General features: G+C 59.2%; 20 protein-coding genes. 7 read left to right on the forward strand and 13 right to left on the reverse strand.

All coding sequences use genetic code 11. The features are described 5' to 3' along the window. Positions 1 to 5: 5 nt before the first annotated feature. The 9 genes from ROI90_RS12605 to ROI90_RS12645 form a co-directional block, all read right to left on the reverse strand. Positions 6 to 1262 carry a nucleoside permease gene (locus ROI90_RS12605; RefSeq protein WP_315998705.1) on the reverse strand — a complete coding sequence of 419 codons (1257 nt, stop codon included), beginning with the start codon at positions 1260 to 1262 and terminating at the stop codon, positions 6 to 8. Positions 1263 to 1508: 246 nt separating this feature from the next. Continuing rightward, on the reverse strand, positions 1509 to 1979 hold the full coding sequence (locus tag ROI90_RS12610) for a c-type cytochrome (RefSeq protein WP_315998706.1): 471 nt from the start codon (positions 1977 to 1979) through the stop codon (positions 1509 to 1511). Between the two features lie 16 nt (positions 1980 to 1995). After that, positions 1996 to 3048 (reverse strand): sugar phosphate isomerase/epimerase family protein, encoded by a 1053-nt coding sequence (locus ROI90_RS12615; protein WP_315998707.1) that lies wholly within the window; start codon positions 3046 to 3048, stop codon positions 1996 to 1998. Between the two features lie 86 nt (positions 3049 to 3134). Further along, complete coding sequence (locus tag ROI90_RS12620; protein WP_315998708.1) at positions 3135 to 4286, reverse strand: Gfo/Idh/MocA family protein; 1152 nt, start codon at positions 4284 to 4286, stop codon at positions 3135 to 3137. Between the two features lie 135 nt (positions 4287 to 4421). Beyond that, complete coding sequence (locus ROI90_RS12625) at positions 4422 to 5036, reverse strand: gluconate 2-dehydrogenase subunit 3 family protein (RefSeq protein ID WP_315998709.1); 615 nt, start codon at positions 5034 to 5036, stop codon at positions 4422 to 4424. A 12-nt stretch (positions 5037 to 5048) separates the two neighbouring features. After that, positions 5049 to 6725, reverse strand: a complete 1677-nt coding sequence (locus ROI90_RS12630) for a GMC family oxidoreductase (RefSeq protein WP_315998710.1) — start codon at positions 6723 to 6725, stop codon at positions 5049 to 5051. Between the two features lie 40 nt (positions 6726 to 6765). After that, positions 6766 to 7650 (reverse strand): sugar phosphate isomerase/epimerase family protein, encoded by an 885-nt coding sequence (locus ROI90_RS12635; RefSeq protein ID WP_315998711.1) that lies wholly within the window; start codon positions 7648 to 7650, stop codon positions 6766 to 6768. A gap of 203 nt (positions 7651 to 7853) precedes the next feature. Beyond that, on the reverse strand, positions 7854 to 10691 hold the full coding sequence (locus ROI90_RS12640; protein ID WP_315998712.1) for a hybrid sensor histidine kinase/response regulator transcription factor: 2838 nt from the start codon (positions 10689 to 10691) through the stop codon (positions 7854 to 7856). 207 nt (positions 10692 to 10898) lie between these two features. Further along, positions 10899 to 11474: a DUF6799 domain-containing protein gene (locus ROI90_RS12645; protein WP_315998713.1), complete on the reverse strand. Its 576-nt coding sequence runs from the start codon at positions 11472 to 11474 to the stop codon at positions 10899 to 10901. Positions 11475 to 11676: 202 nt separating this feature from the next. Between ROI90_RS12645 and ROI90_RS12650 the strand changes: the two genes are divergently transcribed. Further along, positions 11677 to 12126: a MarR family winged helix-turn-helix transcriptional regulator gene (locus ROI90_RS12650; RefSeq protein ID WP_315998714.1), complete on the forward strand. Its 450-nt coding sequence runs from the start codon at positions 11677 to 11679 to the stop codon at positions 12124 to 12126. Positions 12127 to 12180: 54 nt separating this feature from the next. Then, positions 12181 to 12819, forward strand: a complete 639-nt coding sequence (locus ROI90_RS12655; protein ID WP_315998715.1) for a YceI family protein — start codon at positions 12181 to 12183, stop codon at positions 12817 to 12819. 77 nt (positions 12820 to 12896) lie between these two features. Here the strand turns inward: ROI90_RS12655 and ROI90_RS12660 are convergent, their stop codons facing one another. Beyond that, a complete protein-coding gene (locus tag ROI90_RS12660) occupies positions 12897 to 13604 on the reverse strand; it encodes a hypothetical protein (protein ID WP_315998716.1) in 708 nt (235 codons plus the stop codon). 168 nt (positions 13605 to 13772) lie between these two features. Then, positions 13773 to 14330: a hypothetical protein gene (locus tag ROI90_RS12665; protein WP_315998717.1), complete on the reverse strand. Its 558-nt coding sequence runs from the start codon at positions 14328 to 14330 to the stop codon at positions 13773 to 13775. 263 nt (positions 14331 to 14593) lie between these two features. Between ROI90_RS12665 and ROI90_RS12670 the strand changes: the two genes are divergently transcribed. Together ROI90_RS12670 and recR are read left to right on the forward strand one after the other, a co-directional pair. Beyond that, the gene (locus ROI90_RS12670; RefSeq protein WP_125427395.1) at positions 14594 to 14875 is read left to right on the forward strand and encodes an ATP-dependent Clp protease adaptor ClpS; all 282 of its coding nucleotides are present in this window, start codon (positions 14594 to 14596) and stop codon (positions 14873 to 14875) included. A 137-nt stretch (positions 14876 to 15012) separates the two neighbouring features. Further along, positions 15013 to 15627, forward strand: coding sequence for a recombination mediator RecR (gene recR / locus ROI90_RS12675; RefSeq protein ID WP_315998718.1), 615 nt, complete (start codon positions 15013 to 15015; stop codon positions 15625 to 15627). A 100-nt stretch (positions 15628 to 15727) separates the two neighbouring features. On the opposite strand, the gene ROI90_RS12680 is transcribed toward recR, so the two are convergent. Next, the gene (locus tag ROI90_RS12680) at positions 15728 to 16864 is read right to left on the reverse strand and encodes a glycosyltransferase family 61 protein (protein WP_315998719.1); all 1137 of its coding nucleotides are present in this window, start codon (positions 16862 to 16864) and stop codon (positions 15728 to 15730) included. Between the two features lie 299 nt (positions 16865 to 17163). Between ROI90_RS12680 and ROI90_RS12685 the strand changes: the two genes are divergently transcribed. The 3 genes from ROI90_RS12685 (at position 17164) to ROI90_RS12695 (ending at position 21932) form a co-directional block, all read left to right on the forward strand. Further along, positions 17164 to 19161, forward strand: coding sequence for a glycosyltransferase (locus ROI90_RS12685; RefSeq protein ID WP_315998720.1), 1998 nt, complete (start codon positions 17164 to 17166; stop codon positions 19159 to 19161). A gap of 279 nt (positions 19162 to 19440) precedes the next feature. Next, on the forward strand, positions 19441 to 20664 hold the full coding sequence (locus ROI90_RS12690) for a pyridoxal phosphate-dependent aminotransferase (protein WP_315998721.1): 1224 nt from the start codon (positions 19441 to 19443) through the stop codon (positions 20662 to 20664). Between the two features lie 248 nt (positions 20665 to 20912). Continuing rightward, the gene (locus tag ROI90_RS12695) at positions 20913 to 21932 is read left to right on the forward strand and encodes a bifunctional heptose 7-phosphate kinase/heptose 1-phosphate adenyltransferase (protein WP_315998722.1); all 1020 of its coding nucleotides are present in this window, start codon (positions 20913 to 20915) and stop codon (positions 21930 to 21932) included. Positions 21933 to 22107: 175 nt separating this feature from the next. On the opposite strand, the gene hemE is transcribed toward ROI90_RS12695, so the two are convergent. Continuing rightward, positions 22108 to 23145 carry a uroporphyrinogen decarboxylase gene (gene hemE, locus ROI90_RS12700; RefSeq protein ID WP_315998723.1) on the reverse strand — a complete coding sequence of 346 codons (1038 nt, stop codon included), beginning with the start codon at positions 23143 to 23145 and terminating at the stop codon, positions 22108 to 22110. Positions 23146 to 23174: the final 29 nt, after the last annotated feature.

Genomic DNA, 23174 nt, shown 5'->3' on the forward strand with positions numbered 1-23174 from the left:
ATGGGCTAGTTGGCGTTGGCCAGGCGCGGAGCAGTATCAGCGCCGGCTGTTTCGGGGGAAGCAGGGACGGTGTTGCGCTCCTTGAACAGCAGCAGGAACAGCACCAGCACAGCGGCGGCAATACCGGCCGGAATCAGCCAGATCATGCGCCAGTCGTGGGCCCCGGCGGCCAGCTGGTACTGGTCGAAGATGCGGCCCGAGAGCAGGGTGCCGATGAGCATGCCCACGCCGTAGGTAGCCAGCGTGATGAAGCCCTGGGCAGAGCTTTTGAACTGCTCGCCGGCCAGGTTGTCGGTGTAAATCTGGCCCGTCACGAAGAAGAAATCATAGCAGATGCCGTGCAGCACAATGCCCGCAATCAGCAGCCAGTAGCCGTTTTCCCCGCCGCCGTAAGCAAAGCACACGTAGCGCAGCACCCAGGCCGCCATGCCAATAGCCAGCATTTTCTTTACGCCCAGCTTGCTGAAAAACAGCGGAATGGCCAGCATAAACAGCAGCTCCGATACTTGCCCCAGGCTCTGCACGCCGGCGGCACCCTTCATGCCCACCTCGTTCAGGAAGGGGTTGGTGAAGCCGTAGTAAAACGCCAGCGGAATACAAATGGCAATGGAAGCCAGGAAAAACGTGAGGTAGGAGCGGTTTTTCAGCATTCCAATGGCATCCAGCCCCAGCAAATCCCCCACAGAGCTGGACTGGCCCTTCTTCACGGGTGGCGTGGCCGGCAGCGTGAAGCTGAACACGCCCAGTAGGGCCGAAGCGCCGGCCGCCATCAGAAAGGTAAGCTGGAGGCTGTTGCTCTGCTCCCAGTTCAGCCAGCCAATGGTAAGGCCGGCCACAATCCAGCCCAGCGTGCCCAGCACCCGGATGGGGGCAAACTCCTTCTGGGGGTTCTGCATCTGCCGGAAGGCAATGGAGTTTACCAGCGCCAGCGTGGGCATGTACAGAATCATGTAGGTGAGGATGCTGGGGTAGAAGCTGCCGAAATCCGGAGCCTGCGAGGCTCGCCACAGCAGCACCGCCCCGGCCAGGTGCAGCACGCCCAGAATCTTCTGAGCCGAGAAAAAACGGTCAGCAATGAGGCCCACGATGAACGGCGCCACAATGGCCCCAATGGATTGGGTGAGGAACGCCACGCCTACCTGCGTGCCCGAGGCCCCCAGATTGCGCAGCAGATACGTGCCCAGCGTGACAAACCACGCGCCCCAGATGAAAAACTCCAGGAACATCATGAGGGACAGTTTTACCCGGATTGTAGAGGTCATAAGCAGGTGGGCGTGGGATTTGGGAATTGGGTCGAGGTTGGGTTAACAGAGCGTTTCGCGGAACGTCATTCCGAGCGAAGGCACAGCCGCAGCCGAGGAATCTCGCGTGCTGGCGTTGGAATGGTAACTCTCATGCTGAGCGAATTCGATGCATCTCTACTGCTTCGTTGAAAAGCCTCACCCGAAGCGGTAGAGATGCTTCGGCAAGCTCAGCATGACGGACTAGGGGGCGTGCAGCTGCAGCTTTTACTTCAGGCTGAGGATGTAGCGGGTCATTTCCTCGGCGTCTTTCTGGGAGAGGCCGGGGTGGGGCGTCATGGCCACGTCGCCCCAGTTGCCGCTGCCGCCAGTTATGATTTTCTTGGCCAGCATGGTCACGTTGGCGGGCGTGTTGGGGTACTTGGCGGCTACATCCTTGTAGGCCGGCCCCAGCAGCTTTTCATTGTCGCGGTGGCAGGTAGTGCAGTCGGAGCCGGCAATGAGCTTGGCCCCGTCAGCGGCGGGCGTACCGGTGGGCGTGGTGCCTATTTTGGTGGCGTTGGTATCTACCTGGGGCTGACGAGCCACGGCGCTGAGGTTGGCACCGGTGGTACTGTCCTGGGCGGTTTCGGCTTCGTCGGCGAGGGTGTAGGACTCCTTGGCGACGGGCTTATCGGTTTCGGAACCGCAGGAAGCTAGGCCGGCGCAGAAAGTCAGGAGGAGAAAGGCGTTTTTCATGGGGAGTTCGGAAAGGTTAGAGGCCGAGCAGCGTCTTATTGCGGGCCGCGTCGATGCCGGAGGCGGCAAAATCGTCGAAGGCTTTGTCGGTGACGCGGATGATGTGGTTTTGAATGAAGGGCGCGCCTTCGCGGGCACCGTCTTCGGGGTGTTTGAGGGCGCATTCCCACTCTAGCACGGCCCAGCCGGGGTAGTCGTACTGCGTCAGCTTGCTGAAAATGGCGTTGAAATCCACCTGCCCATCACCCAGGGAGCGGAAGCGGCCAGCCCGGTCTACCCAACTCTGGTAGCCCCCGTACACGCCCTGGCGGCCGTTGGGGTTAAACTCGGCATCCTTCACGTGAAAGGCCCGAATCCGCTCGTGGTAGATGTCGATGTACTCCAGGTAGTCCAGGCACTGCAGCACGAAGTGGGAGGGGTCGTAGAGCAGGCAGGCCCGGGGGTGATGGTCTACTTTCTCCAGAAACTGCTCGTAGCTCACGCCGTCGTGCAGGTCCTCGCCGGCGTGCACTTCGTAACACACATCCACGCCGCACTCGTCGAACACATCCAGAATGGGCCGCCAGCGGCGCGCCAGCTCGTCAAAACCGGTTTCCACGAGGCCGGCCGGGCGCTGGGGCCAGGGGTACATGTAGGGCCAGAGCAGCGCCCCGCTGAACGTGGCGTGGGCCGTGAGCCCCAGCCGTTGCGAAGCCTGGGCCGCGTACTTCAGCTGCTGCACCGCCCACTGCTGCCGGGCGGCCGGGTTGCCGCGCACCGCTTCCGGCGCAAACCCATCAAACAGCTGGTCATACACGGGGTTTACGGCTACCAGTTGGCCCTGCAGGTGGGTGGATAGCTCGGTGATTTCCAGGCCGGCGGCCTGTACTGTACCACGCACTTCGTCGGCATAATCCTGGCTTTCGGCGGCCAGTTGCAGGTCGATGAAGCGGCTGTCCAGGGTAGGCAGCTGCACGCCCTTGTAGCCCAGGCCCGCCGCCCACTCGCAGATGCTGGCAAGGCTATTGAACGGGGCCTGGTCGCCGATGAACTGGGCCAAGAAAATGCCGGGTCCTTTAATAGTTTTCATGCTTTGAGCTGTTAGCTACGGGCTGTTAGCTGTGTAGGACGTCATGCAGAGCGGAGCGAAGCATGACGTTCAATCATAAAGGGCGGCTAGACAGTAAAGTCAGTCCACTTCTGCGTGGAGCGGCCCGAAGCAATGACGGTTTCGATGAAGGCCATGCCTCGCAGGCCGTCCTCGATGCCGGGGTAGTCGTGGGCTTCGGGTGGGGCGGGGTGGCTGGTTTGCTCGGCCAGCAGGGTCAGGGCGAAGTTGCGGTAGAGGTTGGCAAAGGCTTCGAGGTAGCCCTCGGGGTGGCCAGCCGGAATGCGGCTGTTGTGGCGGGCGGCGGCGCTGAGGTAGCCCGCGCCCGTCCGCCGGATTTCGGTGGGCCGGTCCAGCCACTTCACCAGCAGCGTGTTGGCGTCGGCTTGTTGCCAATCAAGGCCGCCTTTTTCCCCGTAGATGCGCAGGCGCACGTTGTTTTCCTCGCCGGCGGCTACCTGGGTAGCTACCAGCACCCCACTGGCTCCACTGTTCAGGCGGAGCAGTACGGCCCCGTCGTCGTCCAGCTGGCGGCCGGGTACTACAGTGTTGATGTCGGCGCAGAGCTGAGTGACGTGCAGGCCGCTTACATATTCCAGCAGGTTGAAGGCGTGGGTACCAATGTCGCCCATGGCCCCGGCCACGCCGCTGCGGGCGGGGTCGGTACGCCAGGCGGCCTGCTTGTTCGCGCCGCCTTCTTCGAAGTTGCTCAGCCAGCCCTGCGGATACTCCACGTACACTTTCCGGATGGTGCCCAGCGCCCCGGAAGCGGCCAGGTGGCGGGCCTCCTTGAGCATGGGGTAGCCGGTGTAGGTGTGCGTCAGGCAGAGCTTGCGGCCGGTAATTGCCACCACTTGTTGCAGTTCCTTCGCCTCCGCCAGGGAAAACGTCATCGGCTTGTCCAGCACCACATCAAACCCGCTTTCCAGCGCCAGCTTGGCCGGCGCAAAGTGCAAATGGTTGGGCGTCACGATGCTGATAACCTGCACCCGCTCATTAGCCGGCCGCCGGGCTTCCCCGGCAATTAGCTCCTGATACGAGCCATACACCCGCTCCGGGGCCAGCCCCAGCTCCTGCCCGGTGGCCCGGGAAGTGTCGGGGTTGCTACTAAAAGCACCGGCAGTCAGCTCATACAGGCCATCCAGAGCGGCCGCCATGCGGTGCACCGCCCCGATAAACGCGCCCTGGCCCCCGCCAATCATGCCCAGTCGTAGTTTCATGCGGTTACTGGTTGATGTAGAGACGCGACACTTCGCGTCTCAATCGTTGCTGATGTTGTTTTTTCGATGCGGATGCTAGTCGTTCAATGCCGAGACGCGAAGTGTCGCGTCTCTACATCGTCCTATGCTTACAACTCAGGTAGTGGCCCAGGCCCGGTCGCCTTTTTTGTAGGGCACGCAGCCGTCGTACTTGCCGGGGACGGGCAGGTAGCGCAGGGCTTTGGTGGCCCCCACTTCAGAGGTGAAGTACCCCAGCAGCGTCAACTCCTTGATCATGCGGAAGTAGTGGTTGGGCTGCTCCGGCGTTTTGGTTTTGGCGTAGTTTTTCTGCTCCGCGTCCAGGGCCGTCAGCAGGGCCGTGCGCTGGGTGGCGTCCAACTGCATAAAGCCTTTGCTGTACTTCTGCTTGGCGGCATCCTCCAGCTTGGTCAGGCCCTGCTTGAAGATTTGCTGGTCTTCGGGCTTGTAACAGTCGCGCACCATCACGGCCATGAAGCCGCCCACATCGGCGGCTTTGGCCCCCGGTGATTTGGTGGCGGGCAGAATGGTGTCGCCGACTTCGTTCAGGTAGGCTACCTGCTCGGCGTTCAGCACGGCTGGCAGCTCTTTCGGGGCGGTAGTCGTGGGTTGTTTGGCGCTGGTTTTTTCCTCGCTGGGGGAGGAGCAGCTGGTCAGGAAATAGTCGCCCCCGATAACGACTCCGCCCATCAGCAGAGCTACGCGGGCCAGGGCATCACGTCGGTTCATCATCGTTGCAGGGGGTTAGAGGTTTTGTTTTTTCAACTCACCCACGGCGTGGTCCACAGCGCGGGCCGTGAGGGCCAGGTAGGTGAGGGAGGGGTTCTGGCAGGCGGCCGAGGTCATGGCGGCTCCGTCGGTTACGTACACGTTGGGGGCGTCCCACACCTGGTTGTGCTGGTTGAGCACCGAGGTCTTGGGGTCCCGGCCCATGCGCGCAGTGCCCATTTCGTGAATGCCACCGCCCAGGGTGTAGCCGTTGTTGTAGGTGCGCACGTTTTTGAGGCCCGCTTTTTCCAGCATTTCCTGGGCATCGTTCATCATGTCCACCCGCATTTTCTGCTCGTTGTCCCGGATGGTGGCATCAATGGCCAGTACCGGCAGGCCCCACTTGTCCTTCTTGGTTTTGTCGAGGTAGGCGCGGTTGTCGTGGTAGGGCAGGGTTTCGCCGAAGCCGGTGAGGCCCATCGTCCAGTTGCCGGGCTCGGTAAGGGCGTCCTTGAAGTCGCCACCGATGCTGAGTTCCGCCACGTCGCGGCCCCAGCCTTCCCGGCCGGCACCGCCCTGGTAGCCAAAGCCGCGCAGGTAGTCGCGCTTATCCCCGAACAGGTTGCGGTAGCGCGGCACGTAAATACCGTTGGCGCGGCGGCCGTAGGTGTATTTGTCCTCGTAGCCAGGCATTTCGCCGTGGGCCCCCGCCCGGAAATGGTGGTCCATCAGGTTGTGGCCCAGCTCCCCGCTGCTGCTGCCCAGGCCATCGGGCCACACGTCGGTGGCCGAGTTCATCAGCACCCAGGCCGAGTTCAGGGCCGAGGCATTCACAAACACGATTTTGGCGAAGTACTCGTAGGTCTGGTTGGTTTCCGCATCCAGCACCTCCACGCCCTTGGCCCGCTTGGTATCCTTGTCGTAGATGATTTTGGTAACGATGGAAAACGGCCGCAGCGTGAGGTTTCCGGTAGCCATGGCCGCCGGCAGAGAGGCCGACTGCGTGCTGAAATAGGCCCCAAACGGGCAGCCCAGCCAGCATTTGTTGCGGTACTGGCAGTTTACGCGGTTGTTGTGGGGCTTGGTGATGTTGGCCGTGCGGCCAATGACCATGTGGCGGTCCTTGAAGTTTTTGCGGATGCGAGCGGCCACATCTTTCTCCACGCAGTTCATTTCCATGGGCGGCATAAACTCACCGTCGGGGAGTTGGGGCAGGCCGTCCCGGTTGCCGCTGATGCCCACAAACTTCTCGACGTGGCTGTACCAGGGGGCCAAGTCTTTGTAGCGGATGGGCCAGTCCACGGCCGTGCCGTCCTTGGCGTTGGCCTCGAAGTCATACTCGCTCCAGCGGTAGCTCTGCCGGCCCCACATCAGGGAGCGTCCGCCCACTTGGTAGCCCCGGAACCAGTCAAAGGGCTTCACCTCCACGTAGGGGCTTTCCTTTTCCTTTACCCAGAAATCCAGATTGCTCTCGTTCAGGGTGTAGTCGCGGCTCAGCACCGGGTAGTCCTTGATCATCTGCTCGGTGCGGCCCCCCCGGTGGGCAAACTCCCAGGGGTTTTTGTTGGCATTCACGTAGTCTTTAATGTGCTCTACGTTGCGGCCCCGCTCCAGCATAATGGTTTTCAGGCCCTTTTCGGTCAGCTCCTTGGCAGCCATGCCGCCCGAAATGCCGGACCCGATGACGATGGCGTCATAGGTGTTCTTTTCCATAAGAAATGGGTGGGAAGTGTGGGAAGCGAATGGCAGCCGGCTACACCAGGTTGCGCTTGATGTGGGTAATGCTTTGCTGAATGCTGTCGAAGGGGGAGCCGGGCGTTTGGTCCTGCTCCACGAAGAAGTATTTCATGCCCGCTACCTTGGCCTGGGCAAAAATGCGCTTGAAGTCGATGCTGCCGTTGCCTACTTCGGTGAAGCTGTGCTGGGGCGTCTTGTCCATGTCCTTCACGTGCCAGAGGGGGAAGCGGCCGGGGTTTTTCTTGAACAGCTCCACCGGGTCGTGGCCAGCTTTGGTAGCCCAGTACAGGTCCAGCTCCATCTGCACCAGGTTCTTGTCGGTTTCCTTGAGCAGGATGCCGTAGGGAAGCTTTCCGTTCTGGGCCGCAAACTCAAAGTCGTGGTTGTGGTAGGCCATCTGGATGCCGGCTTTTTTGCACCGCTCCCCGGCCTTATTCAGGCGCTCGGCCAGCAGCTTGTAGTGGTCCAGGTCACCGCGCTCCGAGTCCAGTAAGTAAGCGCACACCATATACTTGATACCGACCTTGGCGGCATCGTCCACGGCCTTATCCCAGCCGTGCAGAATGGTGCCCTGGGTGGCCTGGCCGTTGTTTTCCTGCTCGCCCAACAGGTAGTGGCTGCTGGGCATGATGAGGCCGTTTTGCTTCAGCACCTTGGCAAAAGCGGCCGGCTCCATGCCGTAGAACTTCTGGTTGCCGGTATAGGTGGCACCTTCCACCGAGTTATAACCCAGCTTGGCTACCCGGGCCAGCGCGGCGGCGGGGTCCTGTTGCATGGCGTCGCGCACGGTGTACAGCTGTAAACCAATGGTAGAGGGCGACTTTGCCAGCAGGGACGGAGCCGCTAACACGCCTGCCGAGAGCAAGGCAGCGGACTTTACAAAAGCACGACGGGATGTCATAGGAGCAGTTGAGGATGGGAAACCGGATAGAGTGATACTGTAAAGATTCAGTGTTCAGCTTCCCGGCTTATGCTCAAATCGTGCAATGTGTGTTCAACTTGAAATAAATGTGTAAATGTTTGATATTCATAAGTATATGGATAAAATACTCTTCGTTTTATTAGATTTTTACCCAGCATGAAGGCCGTTGGTGCACAATTATTTCAACTCACTCCAGCCTGATGGCGGGCCCGGAACTCGGATGGAGCCATTCCGTAGCGCGCTTTGAAGCTGTTGGAGAAGTAGGAGTGGGAGGCGTACCCTACTTCATAGGCCACGGCCGTTACGCTGAGTTTTTCTGCCCGCAGTAACTCACAGGCTTTTTTCAGGCGCACGTTCTGGATGAAGTCGGTGATGCTGGTGCCGAGCACGGCTTTCACTTTCCGGTAGAGCTGCATGCGCGAGAAACCCAAGACATGCGCCAGCTCCTCCACCGTGAGGTCGGTGCGGGTCAGGTCGGCCTCTACCTGCGCGGTGAGGGCCGTAATGAATGCTTGGTCGGGGTTGGGAGTTTCGGCCGGTTCCGGCAGTGTCAGCAGTTGCCGGCTGAGGTGCTCCCGCTGCCGGGCGCGGTTGGCCAGCAGGGTGCGCACACTCTCCAGCAAAAAGGCCGGGTTGAAGGGTTTGGTCAGGTACACATCGGCTCCGGCCTGCACGCCTTCCACCTGCTGCTCAGGGGCATTGCGGGCTGTGAGAAATATCACCGGCACGTGAGACGTACGCCAGTCGGCGCGGAGCCGGGCCACTACTTCCAAGCCGCTCAGACCGGGCATCATTACGTCGCACACTATCAGGTCCGGAATTAGCTCCAAAGCCAGCTGCAACCCCGCCTTACCATCGGCCGCCGACTGCACCCGGAAGTGGGGGCGCAGTTTGCGAGCCACAAACTCATTCACATCGGCATTGTCCTCAATCACCAATACCAGCGCCTCTGCTTCAGCAGGCGGCACATCTGCCTCGGTGGTGGGCAGGGCCAGTGGCTCGTCCACGGAGAAGTTCAGGGGCTCGGCCGCATCCGGGCTGTGCAGCTCCGCTGGCAGTTCCTGGGGTAGCGTAACGGTGAAGGTGCTGCCCTGGCCCAACTGACTGTTGACGGTGAGTTGGCCCTGGTGCAGCCGTACCAAGCCCTGCGCCAGCGCCAGGCCCATGCCCGAGCCTTTGCCCGTGGCTGGCTGCTCGCCCTGGTAAAACCACTCAAAAATATGCGGACTATCCTGGGGGCGGATGCCGCGGCCCGTGTCGGTAACTTGCACCTGTAGGCTGCGAGCCTCACTGGTCGCCTGCACGCTTACCGTAATCTGGCCGCCGGCGGGGGTATATTTCAGGGCATTGGAAAGCAAGTTCAGAAACACTTTGTCCAGCACATTACGGTCGAGCCATGCCGGCAGTGCGGGTTCCATAGGCTGAAATGCCAGCACTACCTGCTGCACCCGGGCCGCCGGTTCAAAAGCTTCCACCAGCTCCCGCACAAACGCCACTAAATCGTCGGGCCGGGCTTGCACAGCCATTTTGCCCACCTCAATCTTGCGGAAATCGAGCAGCTGGTTCACCAGTTGCAGCAGGCGCTGGGTGCTGCGCCGGATCAGGCCCAGGTCGTGGCGCTGGGTGGGGAGCAGGGCAGTGCTGTTGCGGCCGGTCAGCATTTCCTCCACCGGGCCCATAATCAGCGTAAGCGGGGTGCGTAGCTCGTGGGAGAAGTTAGTGAAGAACCGCAGCTTGGCTTCTGTTTCCACGCGGGCCTGCTCGGCCAGAGCCGCCAGCTGGTTGCGTTGGGCCCGTATTTCCTCGTTCTGGGTACTAAGCTGGCGGTTAATAGCGTCGTTGGCCTCATTCTGCCGCACCAATTCCTGATTGATGGCATCGTTGGCGGCATTTTGTCGGGCCAGTTCTTGGTTGGTGCGGCGGTTGTTGCGGGCCGCCCGCCAGGCGCTGGCTCCCAGGCCAAGGGCTGCCGCCAGTGTAACCAGCAGGCCGTAGAGCACGGTGCGCTGACTGGCAAAAGTGGCCTGTAGGGTGCGCAGCAGGTGCTGTTGCTGCTCAATGCCCGCCTGTTGGCTGGCCAGCTTAGCGGCCTGCTGCTGCAAAGTGAGCACGTTGGTTGAGTCGATAACAATCGTGCCCAGGATGTTTTCCCGCTCGTACGCCTGGTGCTGCAGAATTTTTAGGGCCACCCGGATGGCTTCCTCCCCGCCGGGTGAGTAGAATAATGAAGCGGTGCTGCGGCCCTGCTGCACCATTTCCAGCCCATTGCCCTTGCCAGCCAAACCATCTATGCCAATAATGCGCACATCTTCCCGGCCCAGCCGCTGGCACACTGCGTAGGCACCCTGCGCCATCAGGTCACTGTGCGCGAAGATGAGCTGGGTTTCCGGGTGCTTCTGCAGAAGTTTGGTTAGAGCCGGCTGCGGGGAGGTTGCACTCCAGTTGCCTACAATGGTGCCAACTACGCGCATACGCGGATACGCTTGCAGGGCTTGCGTAAACCCCTGGTGCCGCTCCCGGGCAACGGACGAGGGAGTGCCCGTTATTTCAATTACCCCCCCCTGCTGCCGGAGCAGCTGCGCGGCGTAGCGGGCGGCCGTGGCCCCGGCACCGTTGTTATCACCACCCACGTAGGCAGCGTAGTGGGAGGAGTTGGTACGCTGATCCAGCAGAATGACCGGTACCCCGCGGCGGTACGCCTCCTCAACGGAAGCCGACAGCGCCTGCGGCTCATTGGGCGCTACTATCAGTACATCGGCTCCGGCATCCAGCAGGTCATGAATTTGCTGCTGCTGTTGCCGGCTGTTGCTCTGCGCATCCCGCACCATAAACTGGATTTCGGGGTGAAATGCCAGTTCCCGCTGCATACCCGCCAGCATGGCCTGCCGCCAGTCGCCGGAACTCACGCTCTGCGAAAAACCAATGCGGTAGGTGGGCGGCGGAGTAGGGGAGCAGCCTGCTACCCAGCTCAGCAGCCCGAGCAAAAGCCCTAAACGACATAAATAGGCGAAGCGGAGCACGCGGGCAGTACAAGTTAGAGGATCGGTTTACACCCCATCCGGGGGCTGCCCCAAGGTACTGAAATGATGAGTTGGTTGAAGCCTCAGCCAGCAATACAGGCTTGGTAGCAGCTTGCTCAGTGTAGTTTGCCGGTACTCATAACTTAAAAACTCCTCGCCCGGAGCCAGTGCAGCGGACGAGGAGCAGATGGACGAAAGCGGAGGGGGTTATTTCAGCTTCGCATCAATAGCCTGAATTTTCTGGTCGAGAGCGGCGGTATCGGTGGGGCGCTGGGCATTGGTACTCAGCAGGCTGATTTTCTGGTTGAGCAGCTGAATCTTCTCGGCCATCAAGCTAATCTTGGTGTTCATCTCCGTCAGGCGGGTTTCCATGGCGGCGGGAGTGGCCGGCGCCGGGCGCGGGTCGGTGTAGGTATTGAACTGCGCAGTAGCCGGCACCGTGTTGTCACCGCGCGACTGCGCGGCGCTGCCCGCGGTGGCAAAGACAATTTCGCCGGTGGGCCGCACGTAGTCGCCCTCTTTTAGCGTGGTAATTTTGCCGCCGGGCAGCTCCACAATGCCGCTCTTAGTATTGATTTTGGTGCCGTTTGAGAGCAGGATGTTGCGGTTGAGAGGCTGGGGCTGGCGGCCGCGCATGTGCACTACTTCGCCATTCTGCATCACAAACCGGTCGGAGGGAATGGTTTCTACGGCGCCTGCCACGGTGCGTGAGTTGGTTTGGGCGGTAGCAGCTCCCGCGCCGCATAACAGCAGGGCCAGAAGGGGCAACAATATTTTTTTCATGGTAGCGCGGTGTAGGGTGGAGACTGAGCCTACGTACGCACCACGTCGTGGTGGTGTTTGTAGTTGGGCACACTAATTGCCCAAGCGCTGCCAGATTTTATGACCGTCTTCTAATTTCGCAAAAAAAGAAGCAGAACTATGTTTGCACATTCAATGTATGTACATATATTTGCAGCGCGTTCTGTAATCTTTGCCGCCCTACATGAAAATCGAGGAGGAAATCAAGCAGCCTACATTCAAGGATAATTATCAGAAAGCGCTGATTAACCTGGTATTTACTGCCGGGTGGTTGCAGCAGCAGCAGAGCAGCTTATTCAAGAGCCACTCCTTGACCTTGCCGCAATTTAACATTCTGCGCATTCTGCGGGGGCAGCATCCCAAGCCAGCCACCGTGAACCTGCTCATTGACCGGATGCTGGACAAAACCAGCAACGCCTCCCGCATCGTGGACAAGCTGGAAGTCAAGCAACTGGTTACCCGCACCGTGTGCCCCAGCAACCGCCGCGCTGTGGATATTTGCATTACGGAGGCAGGGCTAACCCTGCTAAACCAACTGGATCCCGTGCTGGAGCATCAGCGCAATGGCCTGCAAAACCTGACCGACGAGGAAGCCGCTCACCTGAGCGACTTGCTCGATAAAATCCGCAACTGACGGTTTCAGTTATTCAATTTCGCTTTTCGTTTCCCTTTTTTCTTTTTTTCTGTCATGAAAAAACTGTTTATGCCAGCCCTGCTGGTTGCTGCCCTGTTTGCTGTTTCACCTGCCTCGGCCCAGAAAAAAGTTACGCCCGGCTCCGAGAAAGCCGCTTCGCAGTCGTACGCGCTGCAGCCGCAGCTGAGCACCTTGGGCTGGGTTGGTAAGAAAGTAACTGGCCAGCACAACGGTAACGTACAGTTCAAGGATGGCACGGTACTGGTGCGCGGCAGCCAGATTGTAGGCGGCACGTTTGTGGTAGACATGAACTCCCTGAAGGTGGAGGATATCAAGGAGCAGGAGTACAATGGTAAGCTAGTAGGTCACCTGCGCTCCGAGGACTTCTTCAGCATCGATAAAAACCCGACCTCCACGTTCAAAATCACCAGCGTAACCCCGCTCAAAGGTGATACCAACGGCAACAACGCCACTGTGGCCGGCGACCTGACCATCAAAGGCATTACCCAGAAAATTACCTTCCCCGCTAAAGTAGGCGTGAAAGGCGGCGTAGCTTCGGCCAGCGGCACGGCTACCATCGACCGGACCAAGTTCGATATCAAATACGGCTCGAAGTCGTTCTTCGAAAGCATCGGCGACAAAGCCATCATGGATGAATTCACCATGAGCTTCAACGTAATTGCCAAGAAATAATTTCGGGTGTATATCCGCAAAAAAGCCCTGTTGCACTACGCAACAGGGCTTTTTATTTGTTCAGCAGCAATGAAAAACTACTGCCCGCCGTTGGATGGCGCAGGCGTAGCAGCGGGGGGCGTTGCCGGAACAGTAACCGGAACCGAAGCGGCACTGGTGCGGAGCATGAGCTTGAGCGGGGCCACGTTGGCTTCGCGTAGCGGCACAATGCCGTACACCGTTTCGCCGGGTCGAATTACCTTGTTCGTGAGGTCGAACTTGGCAAACTCATTGCGCATATTCTTATTAGCCGAGCTGGCTCCAATCATGTTGCCGGCCGCCGCGAAGGGGCCCCAGGGGAGAATGGTACCGCCGGTAGTCTGACCGGTGTAGGGGTCCCGGGTGCCACCAACCTGGCCGATACCCAGCACGTATAGCAGGTAGATAGCAACCCCCTGCTTCATATCGTTGGCTGCCTGTACGCTGGGTACGGGCATGATGGGCCGGTCGCTGAAAGTCAGCTCTAGGTCGCGGGAGAAGTTCAGGTCGGTGCTCGTGTTGTTCTTCACTTTCACGGCTACCACCTGATACCCTTGTTTGCGCTCCTTTTTAACATACTTCTTGTTGGCTCCATTGGCGAGTAGGGCGCTGTACCGGTATTCGAACTCAACCGGAGCACCCGCCTGCGTGGCCGCTTGGTAGTTGCCGAGACGGTCGGGCCGAATGGCGTGGTAGCTACCAGCACAACTGGAGATGGTGGCCGCTACGGCTGCAGCGGCGGCTAAACGAGTAAACTGTTTCCGCATAGGAATAAGGTTAGGAAAATACTTGCCAGAATACCAATTTGATATCCTGAATAAAGCTAAACAGGAAGAAAGAGTACTGCGAAATAAAGATGGATAATTGATGAATTATCCTGCTAAAGTGCCGAAATTATGCGAAACTTTTCTGTTTCTTACCCGTAGCGGTTGCGCTTAGTCCGGTAGCACCAATTCCCGAGGTAGTTCAAATTTGAGGCTACGGCTTTTGCTGCGGGTATGCAGCTGTTGCAGAAAGTCATCCAGTTCTGCTTTGTATTCCAGCCACAGGTCTTCGTGCAGATTATTGAGGATGAGCTGGGCTGTGCGGGCGGCCAAACGGGCTGTGCTGGTGTAGAAACCCGCGTACACGCTTTCAAATTGGCCGGTATAGTTTTCGAAAATGTGGCGCAAGGTGTACAGGTTCAAGTCAATTTCCAGGCGCTTATCCTTGGTGATGCGGCGGGCGCGCGCCACCTCCTTTGTGGCCTTGCCCAAGGCTTTGGTAAGGCTGCGGTTGAGCAGGCGGCCGGTAGCTCCCACGGCAAACAACTCATGAATCTGGTCGGAGGCCTGCTCGAACACGGTTTCGGTCGTCACATCGGGCAGTAGTTCAAAGCAAAGCGTATCATAGAGTTCCGCGTCGCGGCGGGCGGCACGTAGGAGCAGGGCTTCCTTTTCCTTATCGGTGAGTTGCTTGAGGGCACGTTTGAACTCGGCGGATGGAACGGGCATAGGAGGCAGGCGAAAAGCGGATGCAGGCTAAAAGTACGCTATATACGTAGCGCCGCAAGCTGGAGTAGCAGGGCCGTGCCGGGCTATATTAATTTCCCCCTACGGAATCTGGGCTGGCCGCATTGTGCCGGAACGCACCCACACACAATATTCTGCACAGATACTGAACGTATCCTCAATAGTTCATGCTGTCAGGTAGTTATAGCATACCGATGTCGGGTGGGCCTTTCGCCTTTTTGCCGGTTTTTGCGTAATTTTGCCCTATGAACAGTAACCCGCAAATCGAGTACGACGAGGACGTACTGCTCCTGGAAGAAACCATTGATGTGCGCGACCTAGTGGTGTACAACGATGATATTAACACTTTTGAGCACGTTATCCGGACGCTAATGGATGTGTGCGGCCACCAACCCGAGCAGGCCGAGCAGTGTACTTTGCTGATTCACTACAAAGGGCAGTGTACCGTGAAGCACGGCGGCTACGACGAACTGGCCAGTATGTGCACCGCCATTCACGACCGGGGTATTTCGGCCGATGTAGTATAAGGGAGCATCCTCTCAAAAAAATCTGTCATCCGGCGTTTGCCAAGGATTTATCGGGGGCCGTTTGGTGTTACCATTCGTACTCCCCGCTATACCGGGCAAGTCCCGGATGACAGTTCTTTTACCTCTTCCCGACCTGAATGGAATTTCCTTCCAAACTGATTGAAAACGCCGTTGGCGAGTTAGCAAAGCTACCGGGTGTAGGCAAGAAAACTGCCCTGCGTCTGGCGCTACATCTGCTGAAAGCGGAGGCCGACAGTACGGCTTCCCTGGCGGAGGCCCTGGCCAAAATGCGCTTTGAAATTCGTTACTGCGACACTTGCCACAATATTTCTGATACGCCGGAGTGTGCCATCTGCGCCAACCACCTGCGCGACCAAAGTACCGTGTGCGTAGTATCGGACATCCGCGACGTAATTGCCATTGAAAACACGGCCCAGTATCAGGGCATGTATCACGTACTGGGCGGCGTAATTTCGCCCATTGAAGGCATTGGCCCTTCCGACCTGACCATTGATTCGCTGGTGCAGCGGCTGAGTCGGGAAGGTTCTGAAATTAAAGAAGTTATTCTGGCTATCAGCCCCACCATGGAGGGCGATACTACTGCCTTCTACCTCTCGCGCAAGCTCCGTGACCTGCCGGAAATCAACGTTAGCAGTATTGCCCGCGGCATCCCGATGGGCGGGGAGTTGGAATACGCCGACGAAATTACTCTGGGCCGCAGCATTGTGGAAAGGCAACGGCAGGCCCGGTAAGCTACTGGCTGATGGTCTTAAGAAAAGCCCGCCGCACTAACTGCGGCGGGCTTTTCTTGTCTGGCTATCCGGAAACTGAGGGCAGGGCCAATAGTGCCCGTTAACTGAGCAGTAGGTTGAGTTGATGTTCCAGATCTGCCAGGGGTACCATGATATCGTGGCTTACATTGGTCCAGTGGTTGTTGGTTGGCCCCACCCGGTAGTCAACCAGGAACTGGTAGCGCAGATTAAGCGCAGTGCACAGGTAGTAAAAATAGTTGGGCCGGTAACCGTCGTAGCAAAACTCCAGCACCTTTGTGCCTGGTTCGCACCACAGCAGGTTGGTGAGTCCGGCCCCGTGGGGCGTTACAATAACGGCGGCCTCCTGAAACAACTCTATTTGGGCGCTGACGCTGCGGGGTTCATCCTCGATGATTTCGAAGCCATAAGCCTGCAACAATGCCCGGACCGGCTCTTCATTCAGTACCCGGCGGCGGCCCCCCCGCGAGATGTACAATCGGCGCCAGGGTGGCCCCGCTGGCTTCGGCTGCCGAAACCGTGCCCGCAACAAAGCCAAATCACCTAAGCTAGATGACCAAGTGGGCTGGCTGTTGGCCACCAGAGCACAGTCGGTGCGCAACTCCGTGCCCCACAGCGTGGCTGTATCAATAATGTTGGCGGCAGGAATACCGAGTAGGGCCAAAAAATCCTTCTCAAATTGGGTATGCAGTAAGGGGTAGCATACTTTGGCCTGCTGCCAGATGCCCGGGCCCAGTGCCCGCTCAATACGGCATAATTTAGCTACCACAAAGGTGGTGTAATCATAGAAACCACCCCACAAATGCGGCCACGGGGCCACTACCAGTGGGTAATGCACATGCCGACGCTTGAAAGGTGAATCGAGCAAGCCGGCTGTGGCGGTAAAGTCGAGGTCGAGCAGGGTCCGGCCATTGATCAGCAAGCCACCCGTGCGGCACACCGCCAACGACCGGATGTTGTGTTGGCCAGTGCATACCTGCCACACATAATCGGGGGCGAAGGAACGCACTTCGGGCGTGTGCTGGGCGCTGCCTCCATTAGCTGCCCTGATGCCGCTAAGCTGTACCGAGGGGTGCTGCTCCTCATATAGGGCTTGCCCTTGTAGCAGGGCGAAGCTGGCTGGCTGGCTTAGCGGAGCCCGCCAAAGTTGCTTAGATACTGTTAGGGCAGCATTCTTGAGCAATACTTTGGTATCACTAGCAATTCTTTTCAGCGTCATGGTAAAAAAAGGATGATCAACGGCTGATGGTGGCTATCGGGGCTTTCGTCGCGGAGTTAAATATATGATGATTTTGTTATTATTTTGAATAAAAATAATTAATGAATTGAGTTTGCTCCGGATACAGCCTGCTGGCCGTGTATGGGGCTGCTACCAAATGGCCTAACGTTCAGCCCAACATAGAACTGGTAGTGGGCTTTGGGCAGCGAGAAAGTGCCCTGGCCTTATAGCGGGGAGAGTAGTGGGGGAGGTTATTCGTTGCTACCTTTCACCGCCCATTGCTCCTGCATTATCAATCTGTGACGCCTGCCTGCAAGCTTTCCGTCGTTATCGTCAATTACAACGTCTGCTACTTTCTGGAGCAGGCGCTGCTGTCGGTGCGGCGGGCGGTAGAGAAACTGGGCAAGCCGGTGGAGGTGTTTGTAGTGGATAACAACTCCGTGGATGGCTCGGTGGCCATGGTCAAAGCCCGTTTCCCAGAGGTTACTCTAATTGAAAACCACGACAACCCTGGTTTCAGCAAGGCCAACAACCAGGCCCTGCGCCAAGCCAGCGGCCAGTACCAGCTCCTGCTCAACCCCGATACGGTAGTGGAGGAAGATACCTTTCGGCAGTGCTGCGAGTTCATGGATGCGCACCCCGAGGCCGGCGGGCTGGGCGTGAAGATGCTGGACGGGCAGGGCCGGTTTCTGCCGGAAAGCAAACGTGGCCTGCCTACGCCCTGGGTGGCCTTTTACAAGATTTTTGGGCTGGCCCGGCTGTTTCCGAAGTCGCGGCAGTTTGGGCGCTACCACCTGGGCTACCTCAGTCCCGAGCATACCCACGAAATTGAAGTGCTCAGCGGCGCCTTTATGCTGATGCGCAAAACGGCCCTGGATGCCGTAGGGCTACTGGATGAAGATTATTTCATGTACGGCGAGGATATAGACCTCTCGTACCGGCTTACCCAGGGCGGCTGGAGAAACTATTACCTGCCCACCACCCGCATCATCCATTACAAGGGCGAAAGTACCAAGCGCACGAGCGTGAACTACGTGTTCGTGTTCTACCGGGCCATGGTTATTTTTGCCCGCAAGCATTTTGCACCCGAGCGCGCGGGCACGTTCAGCTTCCTGATCAACCTAGCCATCTGGCTGCGGGCTGGCGCGGCCGTAGCGCAGCGGCTGGTTACCCAGGCGGCCCCCATTCTGCTGGATGCCGCGCTGCTGTACGCGGGCATGTACTTCCTGAAAGAATATTGGGAAGACAACCACAAATACGTGCCCACGGCTTACCCGCCGCAGTTTATGCTGCTGGCAGTGCCCGTATATATTGCCGTGTGGCTGCTGGCCGCGTTTTTCAGCGGCGCCTACGACCAGCCCACCCGGGCCAGCCGCATCGTGCGGGGCGTGCTGCTGGGCACGGTGCTGATTTCAGCTTTCAGCAACTTCCTGGATGCCTGGCGCTTCTCCAAAGCGCTGATTGTGCTGGGGGGCGTGTGGGCCACGGCGGCCCTGATACTGCGGCGCATGGCCAGCAACTTCCTGCGCTACCGCACCTTCAGCCTGGCCAGCCGGCAGCAGAAAAACGTGGGTATTGTGGGCTCCTGGGAGGAAAGCCGACGAGTGCGCCAGCTGCTGGAGCAGGCCGCCGTACCGGCCCGCGTGATTGGCTACATTGAGCCCCAGGACGCTCCGCGCGCTGCAGCTGTTGCCCCCGACGACCTGCTGGGCGAAGTGCGGCAGCTGGAAGACATCATCCGGATTTATGGGCTGAATGAGTTGGTGTTTTGTGGCCGCGACCTGCCCGCCAGCCAGATTATTGGGTTGATGGTGGGCCTGCCTCAGCACCCGCCGGTTGCCTATAAAATCCTGCCCCAGGATAGTGAGTACATTATTGGTAGCTCCGGCAAAGACTCGCCCGGCGACTATTACGCCCTCGATATTACCCTCAACCTATACCGGCCCCAGCAGGCGCGCAACAAGCGGGTGCTGGACTTTGCGCTGGGCGTGGGGCTGCTGGTATTGGCCCCGCTGCTGGTGTGGCGGCAGGAGCGGAAGGCCGGTTTTTTGCGCAACTGCCTGCGCGTAGTAGCCGGCCGTAGTACCTGGGTAGGGCTGCGCTACGCCACTAGCCCCCGCCGCCAGGCCCGGGCCGTGCTTTCCCCCGCCGATGCCGTGCAAGCTGTGGAGCCGCTTACAGAAGCCACCCGCCGACGCCTGGAGCTACTCTACGCCAAAGATTACGAGCCTTCCACCGATGTGCGGGTGCTGTGGCAATGCTTCCGCAAGCTGGGTCGGGAGGAAATGGTGGGGTAGGAGGGTAGGAGGGTAGGAGGGTAGGAGGGTAGGAGGGTAGGAGGGTGAGAGGGTGCTGGTTGGAATGGTACTGTCATCCTGAGCTTGCGAAGGATCTTATTATGCCAGAACGACACTTCGCAACAACGACTCGTCCTAACGTGATAAGGTCCTTCGCAAGCTCAGGATGACCAACAACTCCTACCCCCAAACCCTCCTACCCTCTCACCCTCACAACAAAACCTCCGTACCTTCCTCGTATCTTTACCGTCCACCCATTTCTCCCTAAATTTTCCGTACATGTCGGCTGACGCTACCACTCTCGCGCCCCTCGTTCTATCTGACCGCATCAATGCCATGCAGGAGTCGCAGACTATTGCCATGGCTAAAAAGGCCCGAGCCTTGGCGGCTGAAGGTGTGGACGTTATCAGCCTGAGCTTTGGGGAGCCGGATTTTCAGACGCCGCAGTACATTAAGGACGCCGCCAAAAAGGCCCTGGACGAGGGTTACACCTTCTATACGCCCGTACCCGGCTACCCCGAGCTGCGCCAGGCCATCTGCGACAAGTTGCAGCGCGACAACCAGCTCAGCTACCAGCCCGAAAACATTGTGGTGAGCACAGGAGCCAAGCAGGCGCTGGCCAACGCCGTACTGGCCCTCATTAACCCCGGCGACGAAGTGCTGGTGCTGGCGCCCTACTGGGTGAGCTACGAGGAAATGGTGAAGCTGGCCGAGGGCACCACGGTACAGTTGATGGGCAGCTTAGAAAATGACTTCAAGGTAACTGCTGAAGAGTTGGAAGCGGCCATTACGCCCCGCACCAAGCTCATCATGTACTCCTCGCCCTGCAACCCCACTGGCTCAGTATTCAGCCGGACGGAGCTGGCGGCGTTTGCCGAGGTAGTGGCCCGCCACCCGCAGGTGTACGTATTGGCCGATGAGATTTACGAGTACATCAACTTCACGGGGGAGCACGCCAGTCTGGCCCAGTTTGACGCCGTGAAAGACCGGGTAATTACCGTCAACGGCTTCTCCAAAGGCTATGCCATGACGGGCTGGCGCATCGGCTACCTGGCGGCCCGCAAGGAAATTGCCGCCGCCTGCGAGAAGCTCCAGAGTCAGATTACCTCCGCCACCTGCTCCATCACCCAGCGCGCCGCCCTGGCTGCGTTGCAGGGCGGCCGTGCTTCGGCCGATGAAATGGTGGAAGCCTACCGCCGCCGCCGCGACCTGGTGCTGGAGCTGGTGAAGGACATTCCTGGTTTCCGCACGCCCACGCCCAGCGGGGCTTTCTACATCTTCCCCGATGTGAGCGGCTACTTCGGCAAAACCACGCCCACCGGCGAGGTTATCAATTCTGCCGCCGACCTGGCCATGTTCATGCTCAACGATGCCCACGTAGCGGCCGTGGATGGCGGCGCGTTCGGCGCACCCAACTGCATACGCTTCAGCACTGCCGCCGCTGATGAGAAGCTGCGCGAAGCCTTCCTGCGAATCAAAAACAGCCTGGAGAAGCTGCGCTAGTTGTATTCCCGGAACGTCATTCCGAGAGAGGCGAGGAATCTCGCGTGCTGACATTGCAGAAGTAATTTTCTGACATCAGCACGCGAGATTCCTCGCTTCACTTGGAATGACGTTCTGGGAGTATCCAAGTACCCTTCTTGGTGAAACTGCACTAACTCCCGCGCCATGCGGTGTCGGAATAGTATCTGCTGGCGTCGCATTTCTTCCGGTAGGTTACCTTTGCGGCCTCTTACTTTGAACACGCCGTAATGCCCGTTGCCCTTCCTGCTTCGCTGCCCGAGTTATTTGCCGCTTTCAACCACCTCACGGTGCTCATTGTGGGCGACGTGATGATGGACGCTTACGTTTGGGGCAAAGCGGCTCGCCTCTCGCCTGAAGCCCCGGTACCGGTAGTGAATGTGAGCCGCACCGAAAACCGCTTAGGTGGGGCCGCCAACGTAGCCCTGAACGTGCAGGCCCTGGGCGCTACGCCCCTGCTTTGCGCCGTGATAGGGGAGGACCAGGGCGGCGACCAGCTGCTGGAGCTGCTGCACACCACCGGCTTGTCGGCCGAGGGCATGGTGCGCTCCGGCCACCGGCCCACCACCGTCAAGCAGCGCATTCTAGCCCACGGGCAGCAGCTGCTGCGCATCGATTCGGAAGTGGAAACCAACCTCAATACCGAGGAAAACGCCCAGCTCACCGCCCGCTTCGAGCAGCTGCTCAGCCGCGCCGACGTGGTGATTTTTGAGGATTACGACAAAGGCGTGCTCCAGGAAAGCAGCATTCAGCACTTCATCCAGCTGGCCCGGCAACACGGCGTGCCTACCGTTGTCGACCCTAAGAAAAAGAACTTCCTGGCCTACCGGGGCTGCAGCCTATTCAAGCCCAACCTCAAGGAGCTGCGCGAGGGTCTGAAGCTGGAATTCGACGAAACCGAAGCCGCCCGCCCGCAATTTGAAGCTGCCGTAACCCGCCTGCGCGAGGTACTGCAGCCGGAATCGGTCCTCGTAACCCTTTCTGAGCGCGGCGTTTTCGTGGAAAACGGCCAGCTCCAACGCACCTACATTCCTGCCCATCTGCGCACCATCTCCGACGTATCGGGGGCCGGTGATACGGTTATCAGCATTGCCGCGCTGTGCGTGGCATTGGGCCTGTCGGCCCCAGCCACGGCCGCGCTGGCCAACCTCGGCGGCGGGCTGGTGTGTGAGCAGGTAGGCGTGGTGCCCATCGAGAAAACGCTGCTGCTGAAAGAGGCCGAGCGGGTTGGATTAGTGCTCAGTAAATAGTGTTTGGTGCCTAATGGCTAGGTAGATTCTGCGAACTTCGACAAAGAAAAAAGGCCCCGCCGTAACCTCGGCGGGGCCTTTTCCATACACTCTAAGCTCTAAGCTCTAAGCTCTAAGCTCTAAGCTCTAAGCTCTAAGCTCTAAGCTCTAAGCTCTAAGCTCTAAGCTCTAAGCTCTAAGCTCTAAGCGTGGCGCTATACTCTTTCACCGTGTTGATGAACACCTTCACGTTGTCGGGGTTGGTATCGGGGTAGACGCCGTGGCCGAGGTTGGCAATGTGGCGCTGGGGGCCGAACCGGTCGAGCATGGCAATGGTGGCTTGGCGTACTTGTTCCGGGGAGCCGTAGAGGGCGCAGGGGTCGAGGTTGCCCTGCAGGGTTTTGTCGCCTACCAGAGGGCGCACGGCGCGCGGGTCCTGGTTCCAGTCGAGGCCGATGGTGCGGCAGGGCAGCTGGGCAAATTCCTCCACGGCCCAGAAAGCGCCTTTGGCAAACACCGTTACCGGAATATCGGCCGGCATGGCCGCGCAGATTTCGGCAATGTAGCGGCTGCTGAACTCTTGGTAGTGCGCGGGCGGCAGAATCCCGGCCCAGGAATCAAACACCTGAATGATATTAGCCCCGGCCTCCACCTGCGCCCGCAGGTAGGCAATGGTAGTAGCGGTGATTTTGCGCAGCAAAGCGTGGGCCAGTTCGGGCTCGGCGTACAGCATGCGGCGGGCCTTGCTGAAGGTTTTGGAGCCGTGGCCTTCCACCATGTAGGCCAGAATCGTCCAGGGCGCGCCGGCGAAGCCGATGAGCGGGACCCGGCCGTTGAGGGCGCGCTTGGTCACCCGAATGGCTTCCAGCACGTAGCCCAGGTGTTCCTCGGGGTCGGCAATGCGCATGCGCTCCACGTCGTGGGCCGTTTTGATGGTTTCCGGGAACAAAGGGCCGCGGGCTTCCACCATCTCGTAGGTGAGGCCCATGGCCTCGGGCACCACCAGAATATCGGAGAAGATGATGGCCGCGTCCACGTCCAGCGCGTCGATGGGCTGGATGGTTACTTCGGCGGCGAGGTCGGGCGTTTCCACCAGCTCTTTGAAGCCGCTGAGGCGGGCGCGCAGGGCGCGGTATTCGGGCAGAATGCGGCCGGCCTGGCGCATGAGCCACACGGGGGTGCGCTCAGTTTCTTCGCCACGGGCAGCCCGGAGGAGGAGGTCGTTCTTCAGCATAGGAAGGGCAAAGGTAACGCTTGAGAACT

It is taken from the genome of Hymenobacter endophyticus (assembly GCF_032464715.1).
In the GTDB taxonomy this organism is placed as follows: Bacteria; Bacteroidota; Bacteroidia; order Cytophagales; family Hymenobacteraceae; genus Hymenobacter; species Hymenobacter endophyticus.

What these genes read in the sequence shown, in the direction of transcription:
- hemE (WP_315998723.1), bottom strand. Translation starts at nt 23,145, where the DNA reads ATGCTGAAGAACGACCTCCTCCTCCGGGCTGCCCGTGGCGAAGAAACT.
- ROI90_RS12665 (WP_315998717.1), bottom strand. Translation starts at nt 14,330, where the DNA reads ATGCCCGTTCCATCCGCCGAGTTCAAACGTGCCCTCAAGCAACTCACC.
- ROI90_RS12635 (WP_315998711.1), bottom strand. Translation starts at nt 7,650, where the DNA reads ATGACATCCCGTCGTGCTTTTGTAAAGTCCGCTGCCTTGCTCTCGGCA.
- recR (WP_315998718.1), top strand. Translation starts at nt 15,013, where the DNA reads ATGGAATTTCCTTCCAAACTGATTGAAAACGCCGTTGGCGAGTTAGCA.
- ROI90_RS12695 (WP_315998722.1), top strand. Translation starts at nt 20,913, where the DNA reads ATGCCCGTTGCCCTTCCTGCTTCGCTGCCCGAGTTATTTGCCGCTTTC.
- ROI90_RS12630 (WP_315998710.1), bottom strand. Translation starts at nt 6,725, where the DNA reads ATGGAAAAGAACACCTATGACGCCATCGTCATCGGGTCCGGCATTTCG.
- ROI90_RS12670 (WP_125427395.1), top strand. Translation starts at nt 14,594, where the DNA reads ATGAACAGTAACCCGCAAATCGAGTACGACGAGGACGTACTGCTCCTG.
- ROI90_RS12645 (WP_315998713.1), bottom strand. Translation starts at nt 11,474, where the DNA reads ATGAAAAAAATATTGTTGCCCCTTCTGGCCCTGCTGTTATGCGGCGCG.
- ROI90_RS12605 (WP_315998705.1), bottom strand. Translation starts at nt 1,262, where the DNA reads ATGACCTCTACAATCCGGGTAAAACTGTCCCTCATGATGTTCCTGGAG.
- ROI90_RS12655 (WP_315998715.1), top strand. Translation starts at nt 12,181, where the DNA reads ATGAAAAAACTGTTTATGCCAGCCCTGCTGGTTGCTGCCCTGTTTGCT.
- ROI90_RS12690 (WP_315998721.1), top strand. Translation starts at nt 19,441, where the DNA reads ATGTCGGCTGACGCTACCACTCTCGCGCCCCTCGTTCTATCTGACCGC.
- ROI90_RS12610 (WP_315998706.1), bottom strand. Translation starts at nt 1,979, where the DNA reads ATGAAAAACGCCTTTCTCCTCCTGACTTTCTGCGCCGGCCTAGCTTCC.
- ROI90_RS12620 (WP_315998708.1), bottom strand. Translation starts at nt 4,286, where the DNA reads ATGAAACTACGACTGGGCATGATTGGCGGGGGCCAGGGCGCGTTTATC.
- ROI90_RS12650 (WP_315998714.1), top strand. Translation starts at nt 11,677, where the DNA reads ATGAAAATCGAGGAGGAAATCAAGCAGCCTACATTCAAGGATAATTAT.
- ROI90_RS12625 (WP_315998709.1), bottom strand. Translation starts at nt 5,036, where the DNA reads ATGATGAACCGACGTGATGCCCTGGCCCGCGTAGCTCTGCTGATGGGC.
- ROI90_RS12680 (WP_315998719.1), bottom strand. Translation starts at nt 16,864, where the DNA reads ATGACGCTGAAAAGAATTGCTAGTGATACCAAAGTATTGCTCAAGAAT.
- ROI90_RS12615 (WP_315998707.1), bottom strand. Translation starts at nt 3,048, where the DNA reads ATGAAAACTATTAAAGGACCCGGCATTTTCTTGGCCCAGTTCATCGGC.
- ROI90_RS12660 (WP_315998716.1), bottom strand. Translation starts at nt 13,604, where the DNA reads ATGCGGAAACAGTTTACTCGTTTAGCCGCCGCTGCAGCCGTAGCGGCC.